This is a genomic window from Aromatoleum petrolei (assembly GCF_017894385.1).
Taxonomy (GTDB): Bacteria; Pseudomonadota; Gammaproteobacteria; order Burkholderiales; family Rhodocyclaceae; genus Aromatoleum; species Aromatoleum petrolei.
Genome location: NZ_CP059560.1, coordinates 722,462 through 739,544, shown reverse-complemented (window position 1 = coordinate 739,544; position 17,083 = coordinate 722,462). Strand labels below are relative to the sequence as shown.

Annotated in this window: 16 protein-coding genes; 14 read left to right on the top strand and 2 right to left on the bottom strand. The window is 65.6% G+C overall.

All coding sequences use genetic code 11. The annotated features are described in order from the left end of the window. From ToN1_RS03380 to ToN1_RS03335, 10 genes are all read left to right on the top strand, one after another. A complete protein-coding gene (locus ToN1_RS03380; protein ID WP_169204591.1) occupies positions 1–1,728 on the top strand; it encodes a nitric oxide reductase activation protein NorD in 1,728 nt (575 codons plus the stop codon). 35 nt (positions 1,729–1,763) lie between these two features. Continuing rightward, entirely contained in the window at positions 1,764–2,642 is an 879-nt protein-coding gene (locus tag ToN1_RS03375) for an alpha/beta fold hydrolase (RefSeq protein ID WP_169204590.1), read from the top strand. 134 nt (positions 2,643–2,776) lie between these two features. Next, on the top strand, positions 2,777–3,952 hold the full coding sequence (locus ToN1_RS03370; protein WP_169204589.1) for an acyl-CoA dehydrogenase family protein: 1,176 nt from the start codon (positions 2,777–2,779) through the stop codon (positions 3,950–3,952). A gap of 84 nt (positions 3,953–4,036) precedes the next feature. Beyond that, complete coding sequence (locus ToN1_RS03365) at positions 4,037–5,152, top strand: alkane 1-monooxygenase (protein WP_169204588.1); 1,116 nt, start codon at positions 4,037–4,039, stop codon at positions 5,150–5,152. A 59-nt stretch (positions 5,153–5,211) separates the two neighbouring features. Further along, positions 5,212–6,102 (top strand): SDR family oxidoreductase, encoded by an 891-nt coding sequence (locus ToN1_RS03360; RefSeq protein ID WP_169204587.1) that lies wholly within the window; start codon positions 5,212–5,214, stop codon positions 6,100–6,102. 49 nt (positions 6,103–6,151) lie between these two features. Next, positions 6,152–6,919, top strand: a complete 768-nt coding sequence (locus ToN1_RS03355) for an SDR family oxidoreductase (protein ID WP_169204586.1) — start codon at positions 6,152–6,154, stop codon at positions 6,917–6,919. Between the two features lie 31 nt (positions 6,920–6,950). Then, positions 6,951–7,745, top strand: coding sequence for an enoyl-CoA hydratase-related protein (locus ToN1_RS03350; RefSeq protein WP_169204585.1), 795 nt, complete (start codon positions 6,951–6,953; stop codon positions 7,743–7,745). A 19-nt stretch (positions 7,746–7,764) separates the two neighbouring features. After that, positions 7,765–9,369 carry an enoyl-CoA hydratase-related protein gene (locus ToN1_RS03345; protein WP_169204584.1) on the top strand — a complete coding sequence of 535 codons (1,605 nt, stop codon included), beginning with the start codon at positions 7,765–7,767 and terminating at the stop codon, positions 9,367–9,369. 11 nt (positions 9,370–9,380) lie between these two features. Next, positions 9,381–9,806: an FAS1-like dehydratase domain-containing protein gene (locus ToN1_RS03340; protein ID WP_169204583.1), complete on the top strand. Its 426-nt coding sequence runs from the start codon at positions 9,381–9,383 to the stop codon at positions 9,804–9,806. A 1-nt stretch (position 9,807) separates the two neighbouring features. After that, positions 9,808–10,218, top strand: coding sequence for a MaoC/PaaZ C-terminal domain-containing protein (locus tag ToN1_RS03335; RefSeq protein ID WP_169204582.1), 411 nt, complete (start codon positions 9,808–9,810; stop codon positions 10,216–10,218). Between the two features lie 50 nt (positions 10,219–10,268). Here ToN1_RS03335 and ToN1_RS03330 read toward each other — a convergent pair whose 3' ends face one another. Both ToN1_RS03330 and ToN1_RS03325 read right to left on the bottom strand, forming a co-directional pair. After that, complete coding sequence (locus ToN1_RS03330; RefSeq protein ID WP_244860953.1) at positions 10,269–12,002, bottom strand: GGDEF domain-containing protein; 1,734 nt, start codon at positions 12,000–12,002, stop codon at positions 10,269–10,271. A gap of 208 nt (positions 12,003–12,210) precedes the next feature. Beyond that, positions 12,211–13,128, bottom strand: coding sequence for an SDR family NAD(P)-dependent oxidoreductase (locus ToN1_RS03325; RefSeq protein ID WP_169204581.1), 918 nt, complete (start codon positions 13,126–13,128; stop codon positions 12,211–12,213). 100 nt (positions 13,129–13,228) lie between these two features. Between ToN1_RS03325 and ToN1_RS03320 the strand changes: the two genes are divergently transcribed. The 4 genes from ToN1_RS03320 to ToN1_RS03305 are packed head-to-tail and all read left to right on the top strand — an operon-like array spanning position 13,229 to position 16,912. Further along, a complete protein-coding gene (locus tag ToN1_RS03320; RefSeq protein WP_169204580.1) occupies positions 13,229–14,329 on the top strand; it encodes an oxidoreductase in 1,101 nt (366 codons plus the stop codon). A 26-nt stretch (positions 14,330–14,355) separates the two neighbouring features. Then, positions 14,356–15,507, top strand: coding sequence for an acyl-CoA dehydrogenase family protein (locus ToN1_RS03315; protein WP_169204579.1), 1,152 nt, complete (start codon positions 14,356–14,358; stop codon positions 15,505–15,507). A gap of 36 nt (positions 15,508–15,543) precedes the next feature. Next, positions 15,544–16,413, top strand: coding sequence for an SDR family oxidoreductase (locus ToN1_RS03310; RefSeq protein WP_169204578.1), 870 nt, complete (start codon positions 15,544–15,546; stop codon positions 16,411–16,413). A 28-nt stretch (positions 16,414–16,441) separates the two neighbouring features. Beyond that, positions 16,442–16,912 carry a MaoC family dehydratase gene (locus ToN1_RS03305; protein WP_244860952.1) on the top strand — a complete coding sequence of 157 codons (471 nt, stop codon included), beginning with the start codon at positions 16,442–16,444 and terminating at the stop codon, positions 16,910–16,912. Positions 16,913–17,083: the final 171 nt, after the last annotated feature.

Sequence of the window (17,083 nt, the reverse complement as noted above, 5' to 3'; positions counted from 1 at the left end):
ATGACTACCGCCCCGATCGATACCCATCCGTTGCGCATGCTGGCTGCCGCCGTGGCCGGCTCGCCTGTCGCAATCAGCTACCTGACCGAGCCAGGCGCGCCCGCGTGGACCGATGGCGAGCGCATTTTCCTGTCGGCCGAACGCCAGGCGGGCGAGGGCGGGCGTGAGTTGCTCGTGCAGTGTGCCTTGCTCGCCGGGGACGCGCTGAAAGGCGTCGGCTTGCGGTCTCTGGTCGGAAGCATCGAGCAGCGCCAGCGCTTTCTCTTACTGGAAGTGGAGCGTTGCTGCGCGCGGATTTCCGAACGGCTGCCGCGTGCATTTCTGGATGCGCTTGCCCCCTATGGCACGAACCTGCGCCCGCAGGATTCCGGCGAATCGCTGCGCATGGCGCGTAGTCGAGTCCGTCTGCCACGCCCGCCCGAGTGGTACGGCACGCTGCAGCCGTGGGCGGTGTTACGCCGGACAGTGCGCGGCGGTGGCCGCAGCATGGATGCGCGCAAGCTGGAGCAGCTTGAGTCGCGGATCGGCGCACTCGAGGAGAACGAAGAGGACGGCGACGACGACGCGCTGGTGCGCAATCCGTTCTGGAAGCTGTTGTCCTCGCCGCTCGGCAAGGATGGCTTCTTCGCTCGCTTCATGCGCGAGATCTTCGACATGCAGTCCTCGCCGGACAAGGCCGCGGCCGACTCGGGTATCGAAGGCTCGTCGGAGATGGTCAGCGGGCGGGCATCGCGCCACGCCCTGGATGTGACGAAGGCGCTGCGTTCGGGGCTTGCCGTGGCCATTCCGAGCGGACTGCTGGCGCCGGAGGGCGGGGCGCACAGCTACCCGGAATGGGATAGCGGGAAGGGGCGCTATCGGCCGGGCTGGGCGAGCGTCGAGGAAGTGGCGCCGGCAGCCGAGGAGCCGTTTTTCGATGCATCACTGCTCGACGGCAGCGCCGATATGGCGCTGCTGCGCGCATTGGCCGGCCTGTGCCTGGGGTTTCGTCGCCACTCGGGCCAGATGGCCGGGGACGATCTCGTGCTCGATCGCCTGATCCGCCTCGCTGTCGATCTGCGCACCGGCCATTCGGGCGACGACCGAATCTATTCGGCGAGCCTGCGCACGCGCCGCGATCTCGGCGTGATGATCCTCCTCGATGCGTCCAGTTCGACGCTCGAAGGCAGCAGGGGCGACCGCGTCATCGACCGCCAGGTGCGGGCGGCGTGGAAGCTCTGCCAGACCTTCGACCGCCTGGGCGACCGCGTCGCGATGTACGGTTTCCACTCCTGGGGACGGACGCTGGTCCGCTTCCAGCACCTGAAGGCCTTCGACGAGCGCTTCGGCGCAGACACACGCAATCGCATGCACCGGCTGTCGGTCGCGGGCTACACGCGCAGCGGCGCGGCGATCCGGCACGCGACGGAACTCCTCGACGCGCATTCCGGCACCCCCTTCAAGCTGCTGCTCCTGATTTCCGACGGCTACCCCTACGACGACCAGTACGAAGGCGAATACGCCGACCTCGACACGCGCAAGGCCCTCGAAGAGGCCCGCGCCCGCGGCGTTGCCTGCCTGTGCCTGAGCCTTGGCAGCGATGCCGAGGCCGCACGGCTGGAGCGTGCGTGGGGATCGGCCAATTACCTCGCGATCGGCAACGCCACCGAGATGGCGACACGGCTGCGGGGCGCGGTGGAACGCGCGCTCAGCACCGCCGCGCGTCGATCGCACGCGACCGCGGCATGAACACCCCCAAAACCCAGCAGAGAGAGAACAACACAATGAAACACGAACTGAAACGCGGCGCGATCAGCGCCAACGGACTGGAGTTCCACTATCTGGAGCAGGGCGAGGGGCCGCTCGCGCTCCTGCTGCATGGCTTTCCCGACAGCGCGGCGACCTGGCGCCACGTGATGCCGGTGCTCGCCGACAAGGGCTATCGCGCAGTCGCTCCCTATATGCGCGGCTATGCGCCGACGACGGCGCCCGACATGTCCGCACTGGACGCCGTGGGTTTCTTTGTCGCGCTCGGTGCCGATGCGAACGCACTCCACACCGCACTCGGCGGCAACGGCGATGCGATCGTGATCGGCCACGACTGGGGCGCGGTCGCGACCTACTCGGCGGCGCTGCAGGGGCCATCGCTGTGGAAACGCTGCGTGACGATGGCCGTTCCACCGCTGCAGGTGCTCGCGCGCCGGCATTCGACGTACGCCCAACTGAAGCGGTCGTTCTACATGTGGTTCTTCCAGATGGCCGCCGCGAACGAGGTCGTCGCCGCCGACGATTTCGCCTTCATCCGTGAGCTGTGGGCCGACTGGTCGCCGGGCTACGACGCGCGCGAGGACGTCGCCGAAGTCGCCCGCTGCCTGGGCGGCAAGGCCAACCTGCAGGCGGCCCTCGGCTACTACCGTGCCTTCTTCGATCCCGCGACCTTCTCTTTCGCCTATGGCGACGGTGCCGGGACGCTCACGCAGCCGCTTCTGTATCTGCATGGCGCGCGCGACGGCTGCATCGGCCTCGAAGAGGCTGCGATGACCGAGGCGCTCGCTTATGTCGGCCCGGGCTCGCAAGCGTTGATGGTGCCGGCGACGGGGCACTTCCTGCACCTGGAAAGTCCTGAATTCGTCAGTAAGCAGATCATCGAGTTTATTGGTTAGCCGACACGGTGCGCGAGCCGCCTGCGGTTTGTCCCGGGTTTAAACGTAAAAATAGTACGTTATAGAATTATCTTGATGCGTTCAAAATCGTACGCTACCATACGTAAAACTCAACGGACGAGACGGAGCACACCATGATCAAGCGCAGCCTGTTCAGTGAAGAGCACGAGATGTTTCGAGACACGGTGCGCAAGTTCATCGATCGGGAAATTCGCCCCTACCACGCGCAGTGGGAAAAGGATGGCATCGTGTCGCGTGAGGTGTGGCGCAAGGCCGGTGCCGCCGGGTTGCTGTGCTGCACGGTCGATGAGCAGTACGGCGGCCTCGGGCTGGAGTACCTCTTCGACGTGATCGTGTTCGAAGAGATCGCCAAGTGCGGCTACACCGGCCCGGGCTTCCTGATCCACTGCGACCTTGTCGCCACCTACATCAAGTCCTTCGGCACCGACGCACAGAAGCGCCAGTGGCTGCCGCGCATGGTGAGCGGCGAGGCGATCGGCGCGTTGGGCATGACCGAGCCGCACGCGGGCTCCGACCTCAAGAACATCCGCACGCGGGCGGTGCGCGACGGCGACGACTACGTCATCAACGGCCAGAAGGTGTTCATCTCCAATGGCCAGATGTGCGACGTGATCGTGCTCGCCGCGAAGACCGACCGCGACGCGGGCGCCAAGGGCATCACGCTGTTCCTCGTCGATACCAGCCTGCCCGGATTCAAGCGCGGCAAGAACCTGGAGAAGCTCGGCCTCAAGGCGCAGGACACGTCCGAGCTCTTCTTCGAAGACCTGCGCGTGCCGGCGAGCGCGATCCTCGGCGAGGAAGGGCAGGGCTTCGCGATCATGATGACCAAGCTCGCGCAGGAGCGGCTGGCGCAGGCGATCCGTTCGGCGGCGGTGGCGGAGGAGGTGATCGGTTACACGGTCGACTACACCGCCAATCGCGAGGCCTTCGGCAAGACCATCGGCGACTTCCAGAACACCCAGTTCAAGCTCGCCGAACTGCATACCGAGGCGGTCATCGGGCGCGTCTTCACCGATCGCTGCATCGAATTGTTCATGCGCGGTGAGCTCGATGCGCTCGACGCGGCGATGGCCAAGATGTGGCTGTCGAACCTGCACTGCAAAGTGGTCGACGAGTGCCTGCAGCTCTTTGGCGGCTGGGGCTACATGTGGGAATACCCGATCGCGCGCGCCTACGCCGACGCACGCATCGTAAAAATCGCCGGGGGCTCCATAGAAATCATGAAGTACCTGATCGGGCGAAACCTGTTTGCCGAGAAGAAGCCGCGCGAGCTCAGCAACGCCTCGTAGCGGCTCGTCGGCGAACAGCCAGGCGCAACCCCAGAGAGAGACCGGTAACGGCACCCAAAGCCGGACCGGATTGGAGACAAGAAGATGGATTACCTCAAGTATTTCGTGCCCGTACTGATGCAACTGGCAACGCTCGCGGGCCTGCTGGCCGGAGGGCATTGGGTGTGGGTCGGTATTGCCACCTTTCCGCTGCTCGCCCTCGTCGACAGCATCCTGCCCGCAGACTATTCGCCGCGGCAGATCAAGAGCCGCGCGCTGTCACTGATCCCGGTCTGGATCTGCACCATTCTCGGCCCCACGCTGTACCTCGCCCTCGCGTGGATCGTCCTGAACGGCCAACTCGACGGCGCGCAGACGATCGGCGCCTTGCTCAGCGTGGCCTGGCTGTCGGTGTTGCCCGTGATCCCGGCGACGCACGAGCTCTACCACCAGCGTGGCGCAATCTCGCGCTTCGCCGGGCGCTACGCGCAGGTCTGCTACCTGGACTGCACGCGCGACATCGGCCACGTCGTCACGCATCACATCCATGTCGCCACGGTGAAGGACAGCGACACGGCGCCGCGCGGCATGTCGCTTTACGGCTTCGCGCCGCGTTCCGTGCTCGAGACGACGCTCGATTGCCAGCGCACCGAGAGCGACGCGCTGCAGAAACGCGGCTATGGACGCTGGTCGATCCGCCATCGGCTGTGGAAGGCGATCCTCGCACAGCTCGTGTTCCAGTCGCTCATTTACTCCATCGGTGGCTGGGAGGCGAATCTCGTGTCGCTCGGAGCGATGATCGTCGCGCGCTTCTGGATCGAGACCTTCAACTACTTCCAGCACTACGGGCAAGTGCGGGCGGTCGGCACTCCGATCGAGCGGCGTCACGTGTGGAACCACCTCAGGCCGCTGTCGCGAATCATGACCTTCGAGATCACCAACCATGCGGATCACCACCTGAACTCCTACGCACCGTATTACGCGCTGGTGCCCGACCGGATGGCCATCCCTATGCCGAGCGTGTTCGTGTGCTTCCTCGCCGCGCTGGTTCCGCCGCTGTGGTTCAACTCGATCATCAAGCCCGCGCTGGAACGCTGGGACCGCGACTTCGCCTCCCCCGAGGAGCAGAAGCTCGCGATGGCGCAGAACGAGCGCGCCGGCTGGCCGAACTGGCTGGAGTCGCGCGGTAATGCACAAAAGGCTGCGCCGAATCACGCCTGAACTATGCGTAGCGAATGACAACCCCGTGGCGTCCGCCGGATGCCGGGCAAGGAGACCATATGCTGTTCGATAAACAATGTCTTGCTGGCAAGCGCGTGCTGATCACCGGTGGCGGCACCGGCATCGGCAAGGGGCTGGCGCGGCATCTCGCGGCGCACGGAGCGGAAGTCCACATCTGGGGGCGACGTGCCCAGGTTCTCGAAGATGCGGCGGCCGAGATCAACGCCGAAGTCGACGCGCAGCGCGTGCATTGGCAGGCGGTCGATATCCGCAAGGCCGAGGCGGTCGACGCCGCGGTCGGGGAGATCTGGGAGAAGTACGGCCCGCTTACCGGCCTGATCAACAACGCCGCGGCGAACTTCATCGCGCCGACCAAGGACCTGAGTCCGCGCGGCTTCGAGGCGATCACCTCCACGGTGATGAACGGCGCCTTCTTCACGACGCACGCCGTCGGCCGCCGCTGGATCGCGAACGGACTGAAGGGCTCCATCGTGTCGACGCTGGTGACCTGGATCTGGACCGGCTCGCCCTTCGTCGTGCCCTCGGCGATGGCGAAGGCCGCGGTGAACGCGATGACGATGTCGCTGGCGGTCGAATGGGCGAAGTACGGCATTCGCGTGAATGCGGTCGCGCCGGGGCCGTTCCCGACCGATTACGCCTGGAAGATGCTCAACCCGACCGACGACAGCTCGGTGGGCGCAACGCAGGCCGACGAGGTGCCGGCCGGACGCTTCGGCGAGATTTCGGAGCTGGGCAATCTCGTGCTGCTGCTGCAATCGGACGGCTGCGACTACATCACGGGCGAGACGATCGCGATCGACGGCGCCCACCACCTTGCGGCTCCGTCCACCTTCGCCGGGCTGAACAAGCTCTCGGACGAGCAGTGGGCCCACATCAAGGAACAGGCCAAGGCTGCGAGCGAGCAAAGCAAGGCTCAGCGCACAGTGTGATTCGAACCGATCCCAATTGAATTGACTAACCGCTTCAAAGGAGACAGTTGTGCGAGGACTCAAGGACAAGGTCGCGCTGGTGACGGGCGCGGCGAGCGGCATCGGGCTGGCAATCGCCAAGCGTCTGGCCGAGGAGGGGATGGCCGTGGGCGTCCTGGATCTGAACGGCCAGGCCGCGCACGCCGCAGTCGAGGAGATCCGGGCGGCTGGCGGCAAGGCCGACTTCGAGGTGTGCGACATCACCGACTACGCGAAGGTCACGGAAGCCGTCGCGGCAATTGAATCGCGCCTGGGGCCGACCTGGGCGCTGGTGAATAACGCCGGCTGGGATACCCCGACCGCCTTCCTTAAGACCACGCCGGACTTCTGGCGCAAGGTCGTCGACATCAACTACCTCGGGCCGATCCACATGACCCACGCCGTGGTGTCCGGCATGGCCCAGCGCGGCGGCGGGCGCGTGATCTTCATCGCGTCGGATGCCGGCCGGGTCGGTTCGTCCGGCGAAGTGGTTTATTCCGGCTGCAAGGGCGCGACGATCTCGTTCGCCAAGGCACTCGCCCGCGAAGTGGCGCGCAACAACGTGCTGCTCAACTGCGTCTGCCCGGGGCCGACCAACACCCCAGCGATGGATGCCTTCGTCGGCACCGGCGAACAGGGCGAGAAGATCCGCAACGCGATGGTCCGCGGCGTGCCGCTCGGCCGCATCGGTGAGCCGGACGACTACCCGGGCCTCGTCGCCTTCCTCGCGAGCGACGACGCTTCGTTCATGACCGGCCAGACCGTGAGCATCTCCGGTGGCCTGACGATGCACGGCTGATTTTCCTTTCACATCCAGCGGACAAGAAACCATGAGCACGCAATTCAAGGACATCATTTACGAAGTGGGCGCGAATGCGGTGTACATCACCATCAATCGCCCCGAAGTCTTCAACGCCTTCCGCACGCAGACGGTGGAAGAGCTGATCCAGGCTTTCCGCATGGCCGACGAAGAGAAGTCGGTCAACGCCGTGATCTTCGGTGGCGCCGGCGACAAGGCTTTCTGCACCGGTGGCGACCAGAAGGTGCACCTCTCCGAGGACGGCTTGTACGGCCCGCGCGGCATGGTCGGCCTGCCGATCGAGGAATTGCAGAGCGCGATCCGCGACTGCCGCAAGGTCGTGATCGCCCGCGTGCAGGGCTTCGCGATCGGTGGCGGCAACGTGTTCGCGACGATCTGCGACCTGACGCTCGCGTCGGAGAAGGCACAGTTCGGCCAAGTCGGGCCGAAGGTCGGCTCCGTCGACCCCGGCTTCGGCACCGCCTACCTCTCTCGCATGCTGGGCGAGAAGAAGGCGCGTGAAGTCTGGTTCCTGTGCCGCCGCTACAAGGCGCAGGAAGCGCTCGAGATGGGTCTCGTCAACAAGGTCGTGCCGCACGACGAACTCGATGCGGAATGCGAGGCCTGGGCTGCCGAGATCAACCAGCTGAGCCCCACCGCCATCGCGATCGCCAAGCGTTCGTTCAACGCCGACAGCGAGAACATCCGTGGCATCAGCTTCATGGGGGTGGCCGCGGTGAAGGGCTATTACCAGAGCGAAGAGTCGAAGGAAGGCGTGCGCGCGTTCAACGAGAAGCGCAAGCCCGAGTTCAAGAAGTACCTTTAACCGAGAATCCGGGCGCGCAATGGATCAGAACATCAGGATCGAACTGGATCGCGACGGCGTTTTGCTGGCATGCATCGATATGCCGGGCCGCTCGATGAACGTCTTCTCCCTGGACATGATGGATTCGCTCGAGCGACTCGTCATGCACGTGGAGGAGAGTTCGCAGGTGCGGGCGGTGGTGCTGACCTCCGGCAAGCCGGCGTTCATCGCGGGAGCCGATCTCGCGATGATCAGCAACGTGTTCGACAAGCGCGCCCGGTCGGATTCCCATGCGCAGCTGGTGGAGCTATGCGGACGACTCGGCCGCATCTTCCGCCGGCTGGAGAAAAGCCCGAAGCCGTGGATTGCGGCGGTGAATGGGCTGGCACTCGGGGGCGGGCTGGAGGTAAGCCTCGCATGCAACGGCAGGGTCGTCGCGGACGCGCCGAACGTGCTGCTCGGCCTGCCTGAGATCAAGCTGGGCCTCCTTCCCGGAGCCGGCGGAACGCAGCGGCTGCCGCGGCTGGTCGGTGCGCAGCTGGGCCTGCGCATGCTGCTCGACGGCAACCCGCTCTCGCCTGCAGCGGCGCTCGAATGCGGTCTCGTCGACGAGATCGTCCCGCCCGTGGAACTGATTGCGGCGGCGAGGAGTCGCGCGCTGCACTCGCTCGACCGCGCGACGCCGCCCTGGGATCGCGCGGACGCGCATTTCGACGACGAAGGACTCGTCTTCGATGCCCCCGGCGCGCTCCAGCGCATCGCCGACGCGTTCGGCGTGCCGGACGAAACCCTCGCGAAATATCCGGCCTACGCTGCAATCATGAATTGTGTGGTCGAGGGCTGGGCCATGCCGATGGACGCTGCGCTCGCGAACGAGATGGATATCTTCGTGAACCTGATCCGCAACCCGGTCGCGGGTCACATGGTGCGCGCGCTGTTCCTCAACCGGCAGCGTTCGCTGAAGGCGGAGCCGGTCTCGATCGACCCGCGCAAGGCGCAGGTGGCCGTGATCGGCGAGGGCAGTGAAGCGGTCGCGAAGATGCTCGCGGCGGGCAGGGCGCGAATCGTTGCGCCCGAAGCGCTGTCGCCCGGCGATGTTGCCGTGTGCACGGGGGATGCCATTGTCAGCCGCGAATCATCGGTACGGTGGTTGACGGAGGACGCGACCACGCTCGGCGGGGCGGCCGCGGGAATCTGGCTGTCCCCGAAGACCGAATACGGCCGCGCCGTCGAAGTCGTGCTCGCCGCGGACGACGCGGGCGCGCGCGACGCCGGCCTCGCGGCAACCCGCTGGCTGCGTGCGGATGCGATCCTCGAAACGCGTGGCGATGCCTCCGTGCTGCTGCAGTTGTCGCTCAGCGTGACTGTCGCGCGGGAAGCGGGATGCAGCGAGGACGAACAGCTACTGGCGATCTCGCTGACAGCGATCCGCGCTTGGCAGGCGGGTGCGATTGCGGATACGCAGCTCGCGGACTCGGCTGCCGTCGTCGCGGGAGTCGCGCCGGCCTGGACTGGCGGACCGTTCGCCTATGCCGCGCAGCAGGGGCTCGAGGTGCTGCGCCGCCGCGCCGCGGGCGCGTCAGGAGCCTCGATATTCGCGTGGCCGGAGGGTGTCGAGTCGCTGTTTGCGGCGATTGCAGCCTGAGGAGGACGAACGTGGCGATCGACCGAAAGTTTCTCGGCTTCGCGCTGCCTCCGTTCAAGGTGACGGCAACGCCTGAGCGCATCGCGCGTTTCGCCGACGCCATCGGCGAGCGCAATCCGCTCTATCGCGAGCGCATCGCACCGCCGACCTTCCTGAAGGTGTTGGAAGGCGATGACAACAGTTCGCGGCGAATCCTCGACGCGCTGGCTGTGCCGCTGCCGCGGGTGCTGCACGCCGAACAACAGTTCGACTACCTTGCACCGGTGCGCGCCGGCGACGAGCTCGTGGTCGAGCGCCGCGTTACCGACCTGTACGACAAGAAAGGCGGTGAGATGGAGTTCATCGTGATCGAGACGAGTTTCACCGGCCCCTCGGGAATGCTGGCCGCCCGCTCGCGCCAGATCGTGCTTGTTCGTAACGCTGCCCGGAGCCATTGAGATGGCGATCGACCTGCTCAATGTTGCAGTCGGCGCGGTGCTCGCCGCCCGCGACTGTCCCGCGCGCGTCAAGGATGAGCTCGCGCAATACGCCCACGCCTCCGGCGACATGAACCCGCTGCACCTCGATGAAGCCTTCGCCCGCAAGGCCGGTTTCGACAATCTCGTTGTGCACGGCATGCTCAACATGGCCCTTCTCGGCCGCCTGCTCACCGATCACTTCGAAACCGACGCGATTCGCGGCTTCTCGACCCGGTTCGAAGGCGTGCTACAGGTCGGCGAGCCAACCCGGGTGTCGATGACACTTGTGGACCGGACGGGCGAACATGCCGAAATCGGACTCGAGATGCTGACCCACGAAGGTCGGCGAATCGTCAGCGGCCGTGCGAAAGTCCGAATCAGGATCTCGTGAATCCCGTGATCCCTGGCCGGCGACGATTCCTGCCATGTAAGGGGCGACGCCTATCCTCTTTTCGCCCGGTACATGTCGGCGTCCGCGTGACATAGCAGGGCGTCCGGGTCACGTCCGTCCTTGGGGAAGAAGCTGGCGCCGATGCTGACGGAGACGGTCGCGGATTGTGTGCCCAGCTCATACGGTTCGCCCACGATCTGGCAGATCTTGTCGGCGATCGCCTGGGCGTGGCGTTCCAGGGTCGGTCCTTCGAGGAGCACGACGAATTCGTCGCCCCCCAGTCGCGCGACCGTGTCTTCTTCCCGCACGGCGTGGGACAGGCGCCTGGCCGCTTCGACGAGCAGGGCGTCGCCGGCGGCATGCCCCATCGTGTCATTGACCTCCTTGAAACGATCCAGATCCAGGAACAGCAGCGCAAAGGTCTCGTGCTTGCGTTGCGCGCGGACAATGGCCTGTTGCAGTCGGTTGTGCAGCAGACTGCGGTTGGGCAGTCCGGTCAGCGCGTCGTGATCCGCCGCGTGCGCCAGTTCTTCCTCCCTTTGCAGCGCCTCGGTCACGTCGCGCAGGATCGACACGGCGCCCACGACCTTCCGGTGGCGGTCGTACAGAGGTGTTGCCAGCTCTTCGATGACGCGCCTGTCTCCGCCGTTGAGCACCATGACCGTCTGTTTCGTGATGTGGCAAGCCCTGTTCAGCGTGTCTTCCATGCCGGTGCTGGTCCGTTCGTGCAATTCGCGGTCGAAGCTCTCGAACACCTCGCTTGCGGGACGGCCTCGCGCGCTGTCGGAAGAGTAGCCGCAGATTCCTTCGGCGACAGAATTCAGGTACTCGATGCGGCCGTCGGCGTCGATCAGCGCGACGCCCTCACCGATGGAGCTCAGGACCGTCAGCAGCCGATCCTTCTCCAGTAGCAGGGCTTGCTCGGCACGGTCGCGCCGTCTGTTCTCCTCTTCCAGTTCGCGTTTGTCGAAGCGCAGGATCAACGAGGTCCGAACCGAGCGATTGAAACTCAATGCCGTAATCAGCATTCCGATGAGGAAGATCGAGGTCATGATGCCCATGACCGCGTGCAGTGTCGTACCGAGCATGAGGTAGCGAAACGCCAGGGGCAGCAGCGTCGGGAGCAGGAACGCCAGGCAGGCCTCCATCCTGAATGCCAGGACGGTAATGCTGCCGGCGGACATGCCGGCGAGGACGAAGGCGACGAATACCTCGTGGGCGGCCGACGAGCTCGGGATCATGACAAAAGCCGTCGCCCCCCAGACGCAGCCGGCGAGGGCGGTTCCGGCCACGTATGCGGAATTCCATCGGCGCGCTGCGTCGGGAGCAGTGCGGGCGCGGACGTAGCGCCGCACCAGCCAGGTGCGCAGTGCCGTCACCGACACCAGCGCCCCATACCAGGCGAGCAAGGGGGAAAAGGCGACATGAGAGCCCTGAACGAATGCCAGGATCGCACCATTGACGAGCGTGATGGCATACGCCTGCGGCGCGTTCCTGTAGAGCAAGGCAACCAGTTCAGCGTCTAGCTGAACGGAATACTTGCGCTCGACGTCGCCATGTTCCATGAACGTCCCGGATGACCGCGCCCCGTGGGCGACGTTTGCAAGTACCGGACCCCAAAAATACATCGAGCACGACGATCGATTCGTGCGGACGGCGTCCCGATCCCATATAAATACAATGTAGGCCACAATCGAAAGACTTTCGTTGAGATCGACGAACCGACACGACCTGCGGTAGTTGAGTCCGGACGAATGGGCGTGGAAGGGCTTGCCGCCGGCCATCCGGTCGTGGTGTTACAGAACCTCCGCCTTGATCGGGCACCCCGGTGGCATCATGCGGTGGCAGTGGGCTACGACCTGCGGCGCCACGAGGTGGTGCTGCGCTCCGGACGGAACACGGGATCGAAAAAAGGCCCGCTCAATGAGCGGGCCGAAACTCCGATCCGAGGAGGAGAGAGGGATCAAATCGGAGAGGAGGAAAACCTCGCAGCTAGACCGGGTCCCAGGTAAAGACGTCACCCGAGCGGTGCAGCGGATAGAAGTCGTTCTCGAACATCGGGAACACGCGCTCGATGACCGACTCCGGCGTCCAGCCGTCCGAAGTGTGGGCGGTGCGGATCGGACGTGACTGGGAGAAGAGATAGATCTCGTTGTTGCGCACGCCGAAGATCTGGCCCGTCACTCCGGCGGCGGCGTCGCTCGACAGCGCGGTGACGAAGGGGGCGATCCTTTCCGGGATCAGCTTCATCAGTCCTTCGACGCGTTTCTTCTGCTCCTCGGTCTCCGCGGGGATGGTGTTCACCATGCGCGTCCACGCCCAAGGGGCGACGGCGTTCGAGCGCACATTGAAGCGCTGCATGTCCATCGCGATGCTCTTCGACAGGGCCGCGACGCCGAGCTTGGCCGCGGCGTAGTTGGCCTGGCCGAAGTTGCCGATGAGGCCGGAACTCGACGTGATGTGCACGTAGTTGCCGCCATTCTGCGCCTTGAAGTGCGGTGCGGCGGCGCGGCTGACGTAGAAGGGGCCGTTCAGGTTCACGTTGATGACGGCCTCGAATTCCTCGCGCGTCATCTTGTGGAAGATCGTGTCGCGCAGGATGCCGGCGTTGTTGATGACGATGTCGATGCGGCCGAACGCGTCGATCGCGGTCTGCACCATTGCGTGCGCTTCGTCCCAATCAGCGACCGAATGCGTGTCGGCGACCGCGTGGCCGCCCGCAGCGCGGATCTCTTCCACGACCTGTTGTGCCGGCCCGAGGTCCGCCCCTTCGCCGGTCGTCGAGGCCCCGATGTCGTTGACCACCACGCGCGCGCCGGCGGCGGCCAGATCCAGCGCGATTCCGCGCCCCACGCCGCGCCCCGAGCCGGTGACGAGGGCGACTTTGCCCTCCAGCAATTTTCCGTTCATTTCGCCTCTTCCCATGTGATTTCGGTTGCGTCTTTAGACATATGATATGGTATCGTACAGATAACGCAAGCCCCCCTCAATATCGGGATTCGGAGGTCGGATGAGTGCCTTGTTTTCGCCGTTCGAGATCGGAAAGCTGCAGTTCGACAACCGCATCTTCGTGGCGCCGATGTGCCAGTACAGCGCGAGCGGAGGTGTCCCGGGCAGTTGGCACATGCAGCACTACGGCGCGCTGGCGATCGGCGGCGCGGCCGCAATGACGATCGAGGCGACCGCGGCGAGCGCCGAGGGGCGCATTACCGACGGATGCCTGGGACTCCATAACGACCAGCAGGAGTACGGGCTGACCGGACTGGTGCAGCACATACGCCGGCTCTCGCCGATCCGCGTCGGAATCCAGCTCACGCATGCAGGCAGAAAGGGCTCATGCCACGCACCGTGGCATGGCGGCGGCGGCCTTGGCGAGGGCGGTTGGCCGCTGGTCGCGCCGTCGGCGATCGCGTTCGGACAGGGCAGGGCGGTGCCGAAGGCGATGGAGGAATCCGACTTCGAACGCATCGCGCAGGCCTTTGTCGCGAGTGCTCGGCGCGCGCTGCGCATCGGCGTGGACTACCTCGAACTGCACCTCGCGCATGGCTACCTGCTGAGCAGCTTCCTTTCGCCGCTCTCGAACCGGCGCGATGACGCCTACGGCCGAGATCTTGCCGGGCGGATGCGCTTTCCGCTCGAAGTCGTGTCGCGCGTGCGGGCGGAATGGCCGGCGGGGCGGCCGCTGGGCGTGCGGATCAACAGCCACGATTGGCTGGACGGTGGGCTGTCGTTCGACGACACCCTGCGCGTCTGCGCGGCACTCAAGGATGCGGGCGTCGATTTCATCTGCGTGTCGGCCGGGGCAATCGCCGAGGGCGTGCGGATTCCCGCCGAGCCCGGCTACCTGCTCGATTACGCCGCGCGGGTACGCAAGGCGACCGGTCTTCCGATACGCGCCGTCGGCCTGATTCATCAACCCCGGCTCGCCGAGCATGCCGTCGCGAGCGGACAGTCGGACTGCGTCGCGGTCGGCCGGGCGATGTTGTTCGATCCGCGCTGGGCGCTGAAGGCGGCGATGTCGCTCGGCGTCGAACCGGCCTTTCCGCGCCAGTACGGCCTGGGCAGCCCGCGCAGCTGGACCGGCGCCGCGGCGGCACTCCCGGGTTACTGATGCCGGCCATCGAACAAGGAGAAAGCATGATTCCGAATAATGACCAGCAGGCGCTGCGCGAGACCGTCCGTCGCTTCGCGCGCGAATGCCTGCTGCCGGGCTATCAGAAGCGCGAAGCCGAGGGGCGGCTCGACCGCGCGTTGATGCGCGAGATGGGGCAGATGGGCCTGCTCGCCGCGGATGTGCCCGAGCGGCTCGGCGGCATGGGGCTGGACGGGGTCACAACCGGCATGATCTGCGAAGAGCTTGCCTACGGTGACTTCAATATGGCCGGGCTGTCGGTCGAAATGAGCCTGCTCGCTGCGATCATGACCCGCAGCGCGCCGGCCCCTATCGTCGACGAATGGGTGCCGCGGATGACGCGCGGCGAGGCGATCGTCGCGATCTGCGTGACCGAGCCGCGGGGCGGGTCGGATGCGTCGAGCCTGCAGATGCGCGCCCGCCGCGACGGCGACGACTTCGTCCTGAACGGCGAAAAGACCTCGATCTCCTTCGCCGACAGCGCCGACGCCTTCCTCGTGTTCGCCCGTACCGGCACGCCTGACTCGGGCGCGCGCGGCATCACCGCCTTCTTCGTCCCGGGCGACGCGTCGGGCATCCAGCGCACGCGCTTCACGGACGTCGGTTGCCGCATCCAGGGGCGCGGCTCGGTGTTCTTCGACGACGTGCGGGTGCCGGCCGCAAACATCCTCGCCGCCGAGGGCAAGGGCTTCACCGAGGTGATGGTCGGCTTCGACTACAGCCGTGCACTGATCGCGCTGCAATGCATCGGCGCGGCGCAGGCCTCGCTCGACGAAGCCTGGGCCTACACGCGCGAACGCCAGGCCTTCGGCCGGCCGATCGCGCAGTTCCAGGGCGTCACCTTCCCGCTGGTGGACGGCGAATCGACGATCGCCGCGGTGCGTCAGCTTGCCTATCACGCCCTCGCCTTGCGCGATGCCGGCCTGCCGCATACGGCGGAGGCGGCGATGGTCAAGTGGATGGGGCCGAAGACGGCGGTCGATGTGATCCATCAGTGCCTACTGACCTTCGGCCACTACGGCTACTCGCTCGACACGCCGCATCAGCAGCGCATGCGCGACGTGACGGGCTTGGAGATCGGCGACGGCACGGCGGGCGTGATGAAACTGATCATCGCGCGCGAGCGCGTCGGTCGCGAAGCAGTGCAATACCTATAAAGGCGCACACGCCGCACGGAGACAAGGAAACCCCGCATGAGCTACCAATCCGTTTTCCACCCTGACCTGTTCGCGGGTCAGACCATCCTCGTCACCGGCGGCGGCAGCGGCATCGGGCGCTGCACCGCGCACGAGCTCGCCGCGCTGGGTGCGACTGTCGCCATCGTCGGCCGCGACGTCGCCAAGCTCGACCGTGTCCGCGACGAAATCCTCGGTGATGGCGGCAAGGTCAGCATCCACGCCTGCGACATCCGCGACGAGGCCCAGGTAGGCCAGACCATCGACGCGGTGCTTGCCGCGCACGGGCGCCTCGACGGGCTCGTCAACAACGCCGGCGGGCAGTGGATGGCGCCGATGAAGACGATCAGCACCAACGGTTTCGAGGCGGTCGTGCGCAACAACCTCACCGGCGGCTTCATCTTCATGCGCGAAGCCTATACGCGCTGGATGGAGCAGCACGGCGGCGCGATCGTGAACATCATTGCCGACATCTGGAACGGCTGGCCGAATTTCTCCCATTCGGCGGCGGCCCGCGGCGGCATGTTCACGCTGACCGAATCGGCCGCGTGCGAATGGGCCGAGGCGGGCGTGCGCGTCAATACCGTGGCGCCGGGCGGCATCGCCTCCAGCGGCTTCGACCACTATTCTCCCGAAGCGCGCCGGGAACTGCGCAAGTATGCCTCCAAGGTACCGCTCAAGCGCTTCGGCACCGAGTCCGAAGTGTCGGCGGCGATCGTCTTCCTGCTGTCGCCGGCCGCGGCCTTCATTACCGGCAGCTGCATCCGCGTGGATGGCGGCACGCCCAACGCACGCCAGACCTGGCCGCTCGGCGAGAGCTCGCGCAACCGTCCCTTCCAGGGCTTCCATCGCGCCGTCCCTCCGCTGATGCTGAGCGAAGAGGATTGAAGCGATGCAGGCCAAAACCGTCCCGTGGATGGAACGCTATTTCGAGGACTACACCGTCGGCGAGGTCGTGGAGTTCGGCGACTATCCGGTGACCGAGGAGGAGATTGTCTCCTTCGCCAAGGCGTACGATCCCCAGTCCTTCCACACCGATCCTGAAGCGGCGAAAGGCTCGCACTTCGGCGGACTGGTCGGTAGCGGATGGATGACGGGAGCGATCGTGATGCGTCTGTATTGCGATCACTTCATCCCGCGGAATTCTGCAATGGGTTCACCGGGAATCGACAAAGTTCGCTGGCTCCTCCCGGTGCGTCCCGGTGACCGGTTGCGCGCACGCGCAACGATCCTTGCGGCGGCCCGTTCCCGCAGCAAACCGAACCGCGGCGTCGTCACAATCCTCCAGGAGGCGGTCAACCAGCGGGGAGAAACGGTAATGTCCTACGAGGGAAAGGCGATGTTCAAGTGTCGCGAGCATGACCCCCTGACCGTGACGCGAGACTGATTTTTCCTCTCCATCCCACATTCTGCCGATTCGGGATCGGACACAGATCGAGTTCGGCACATTCGCCGCGGGCGGTGGCCGGTGCTATCGTTCGTGTACTATATGATATGGATAAGCGCCGCGTGGGCAGAAGCCTGTCTTGGGGGACTGAACCCCGGAATCAGTGGCGCT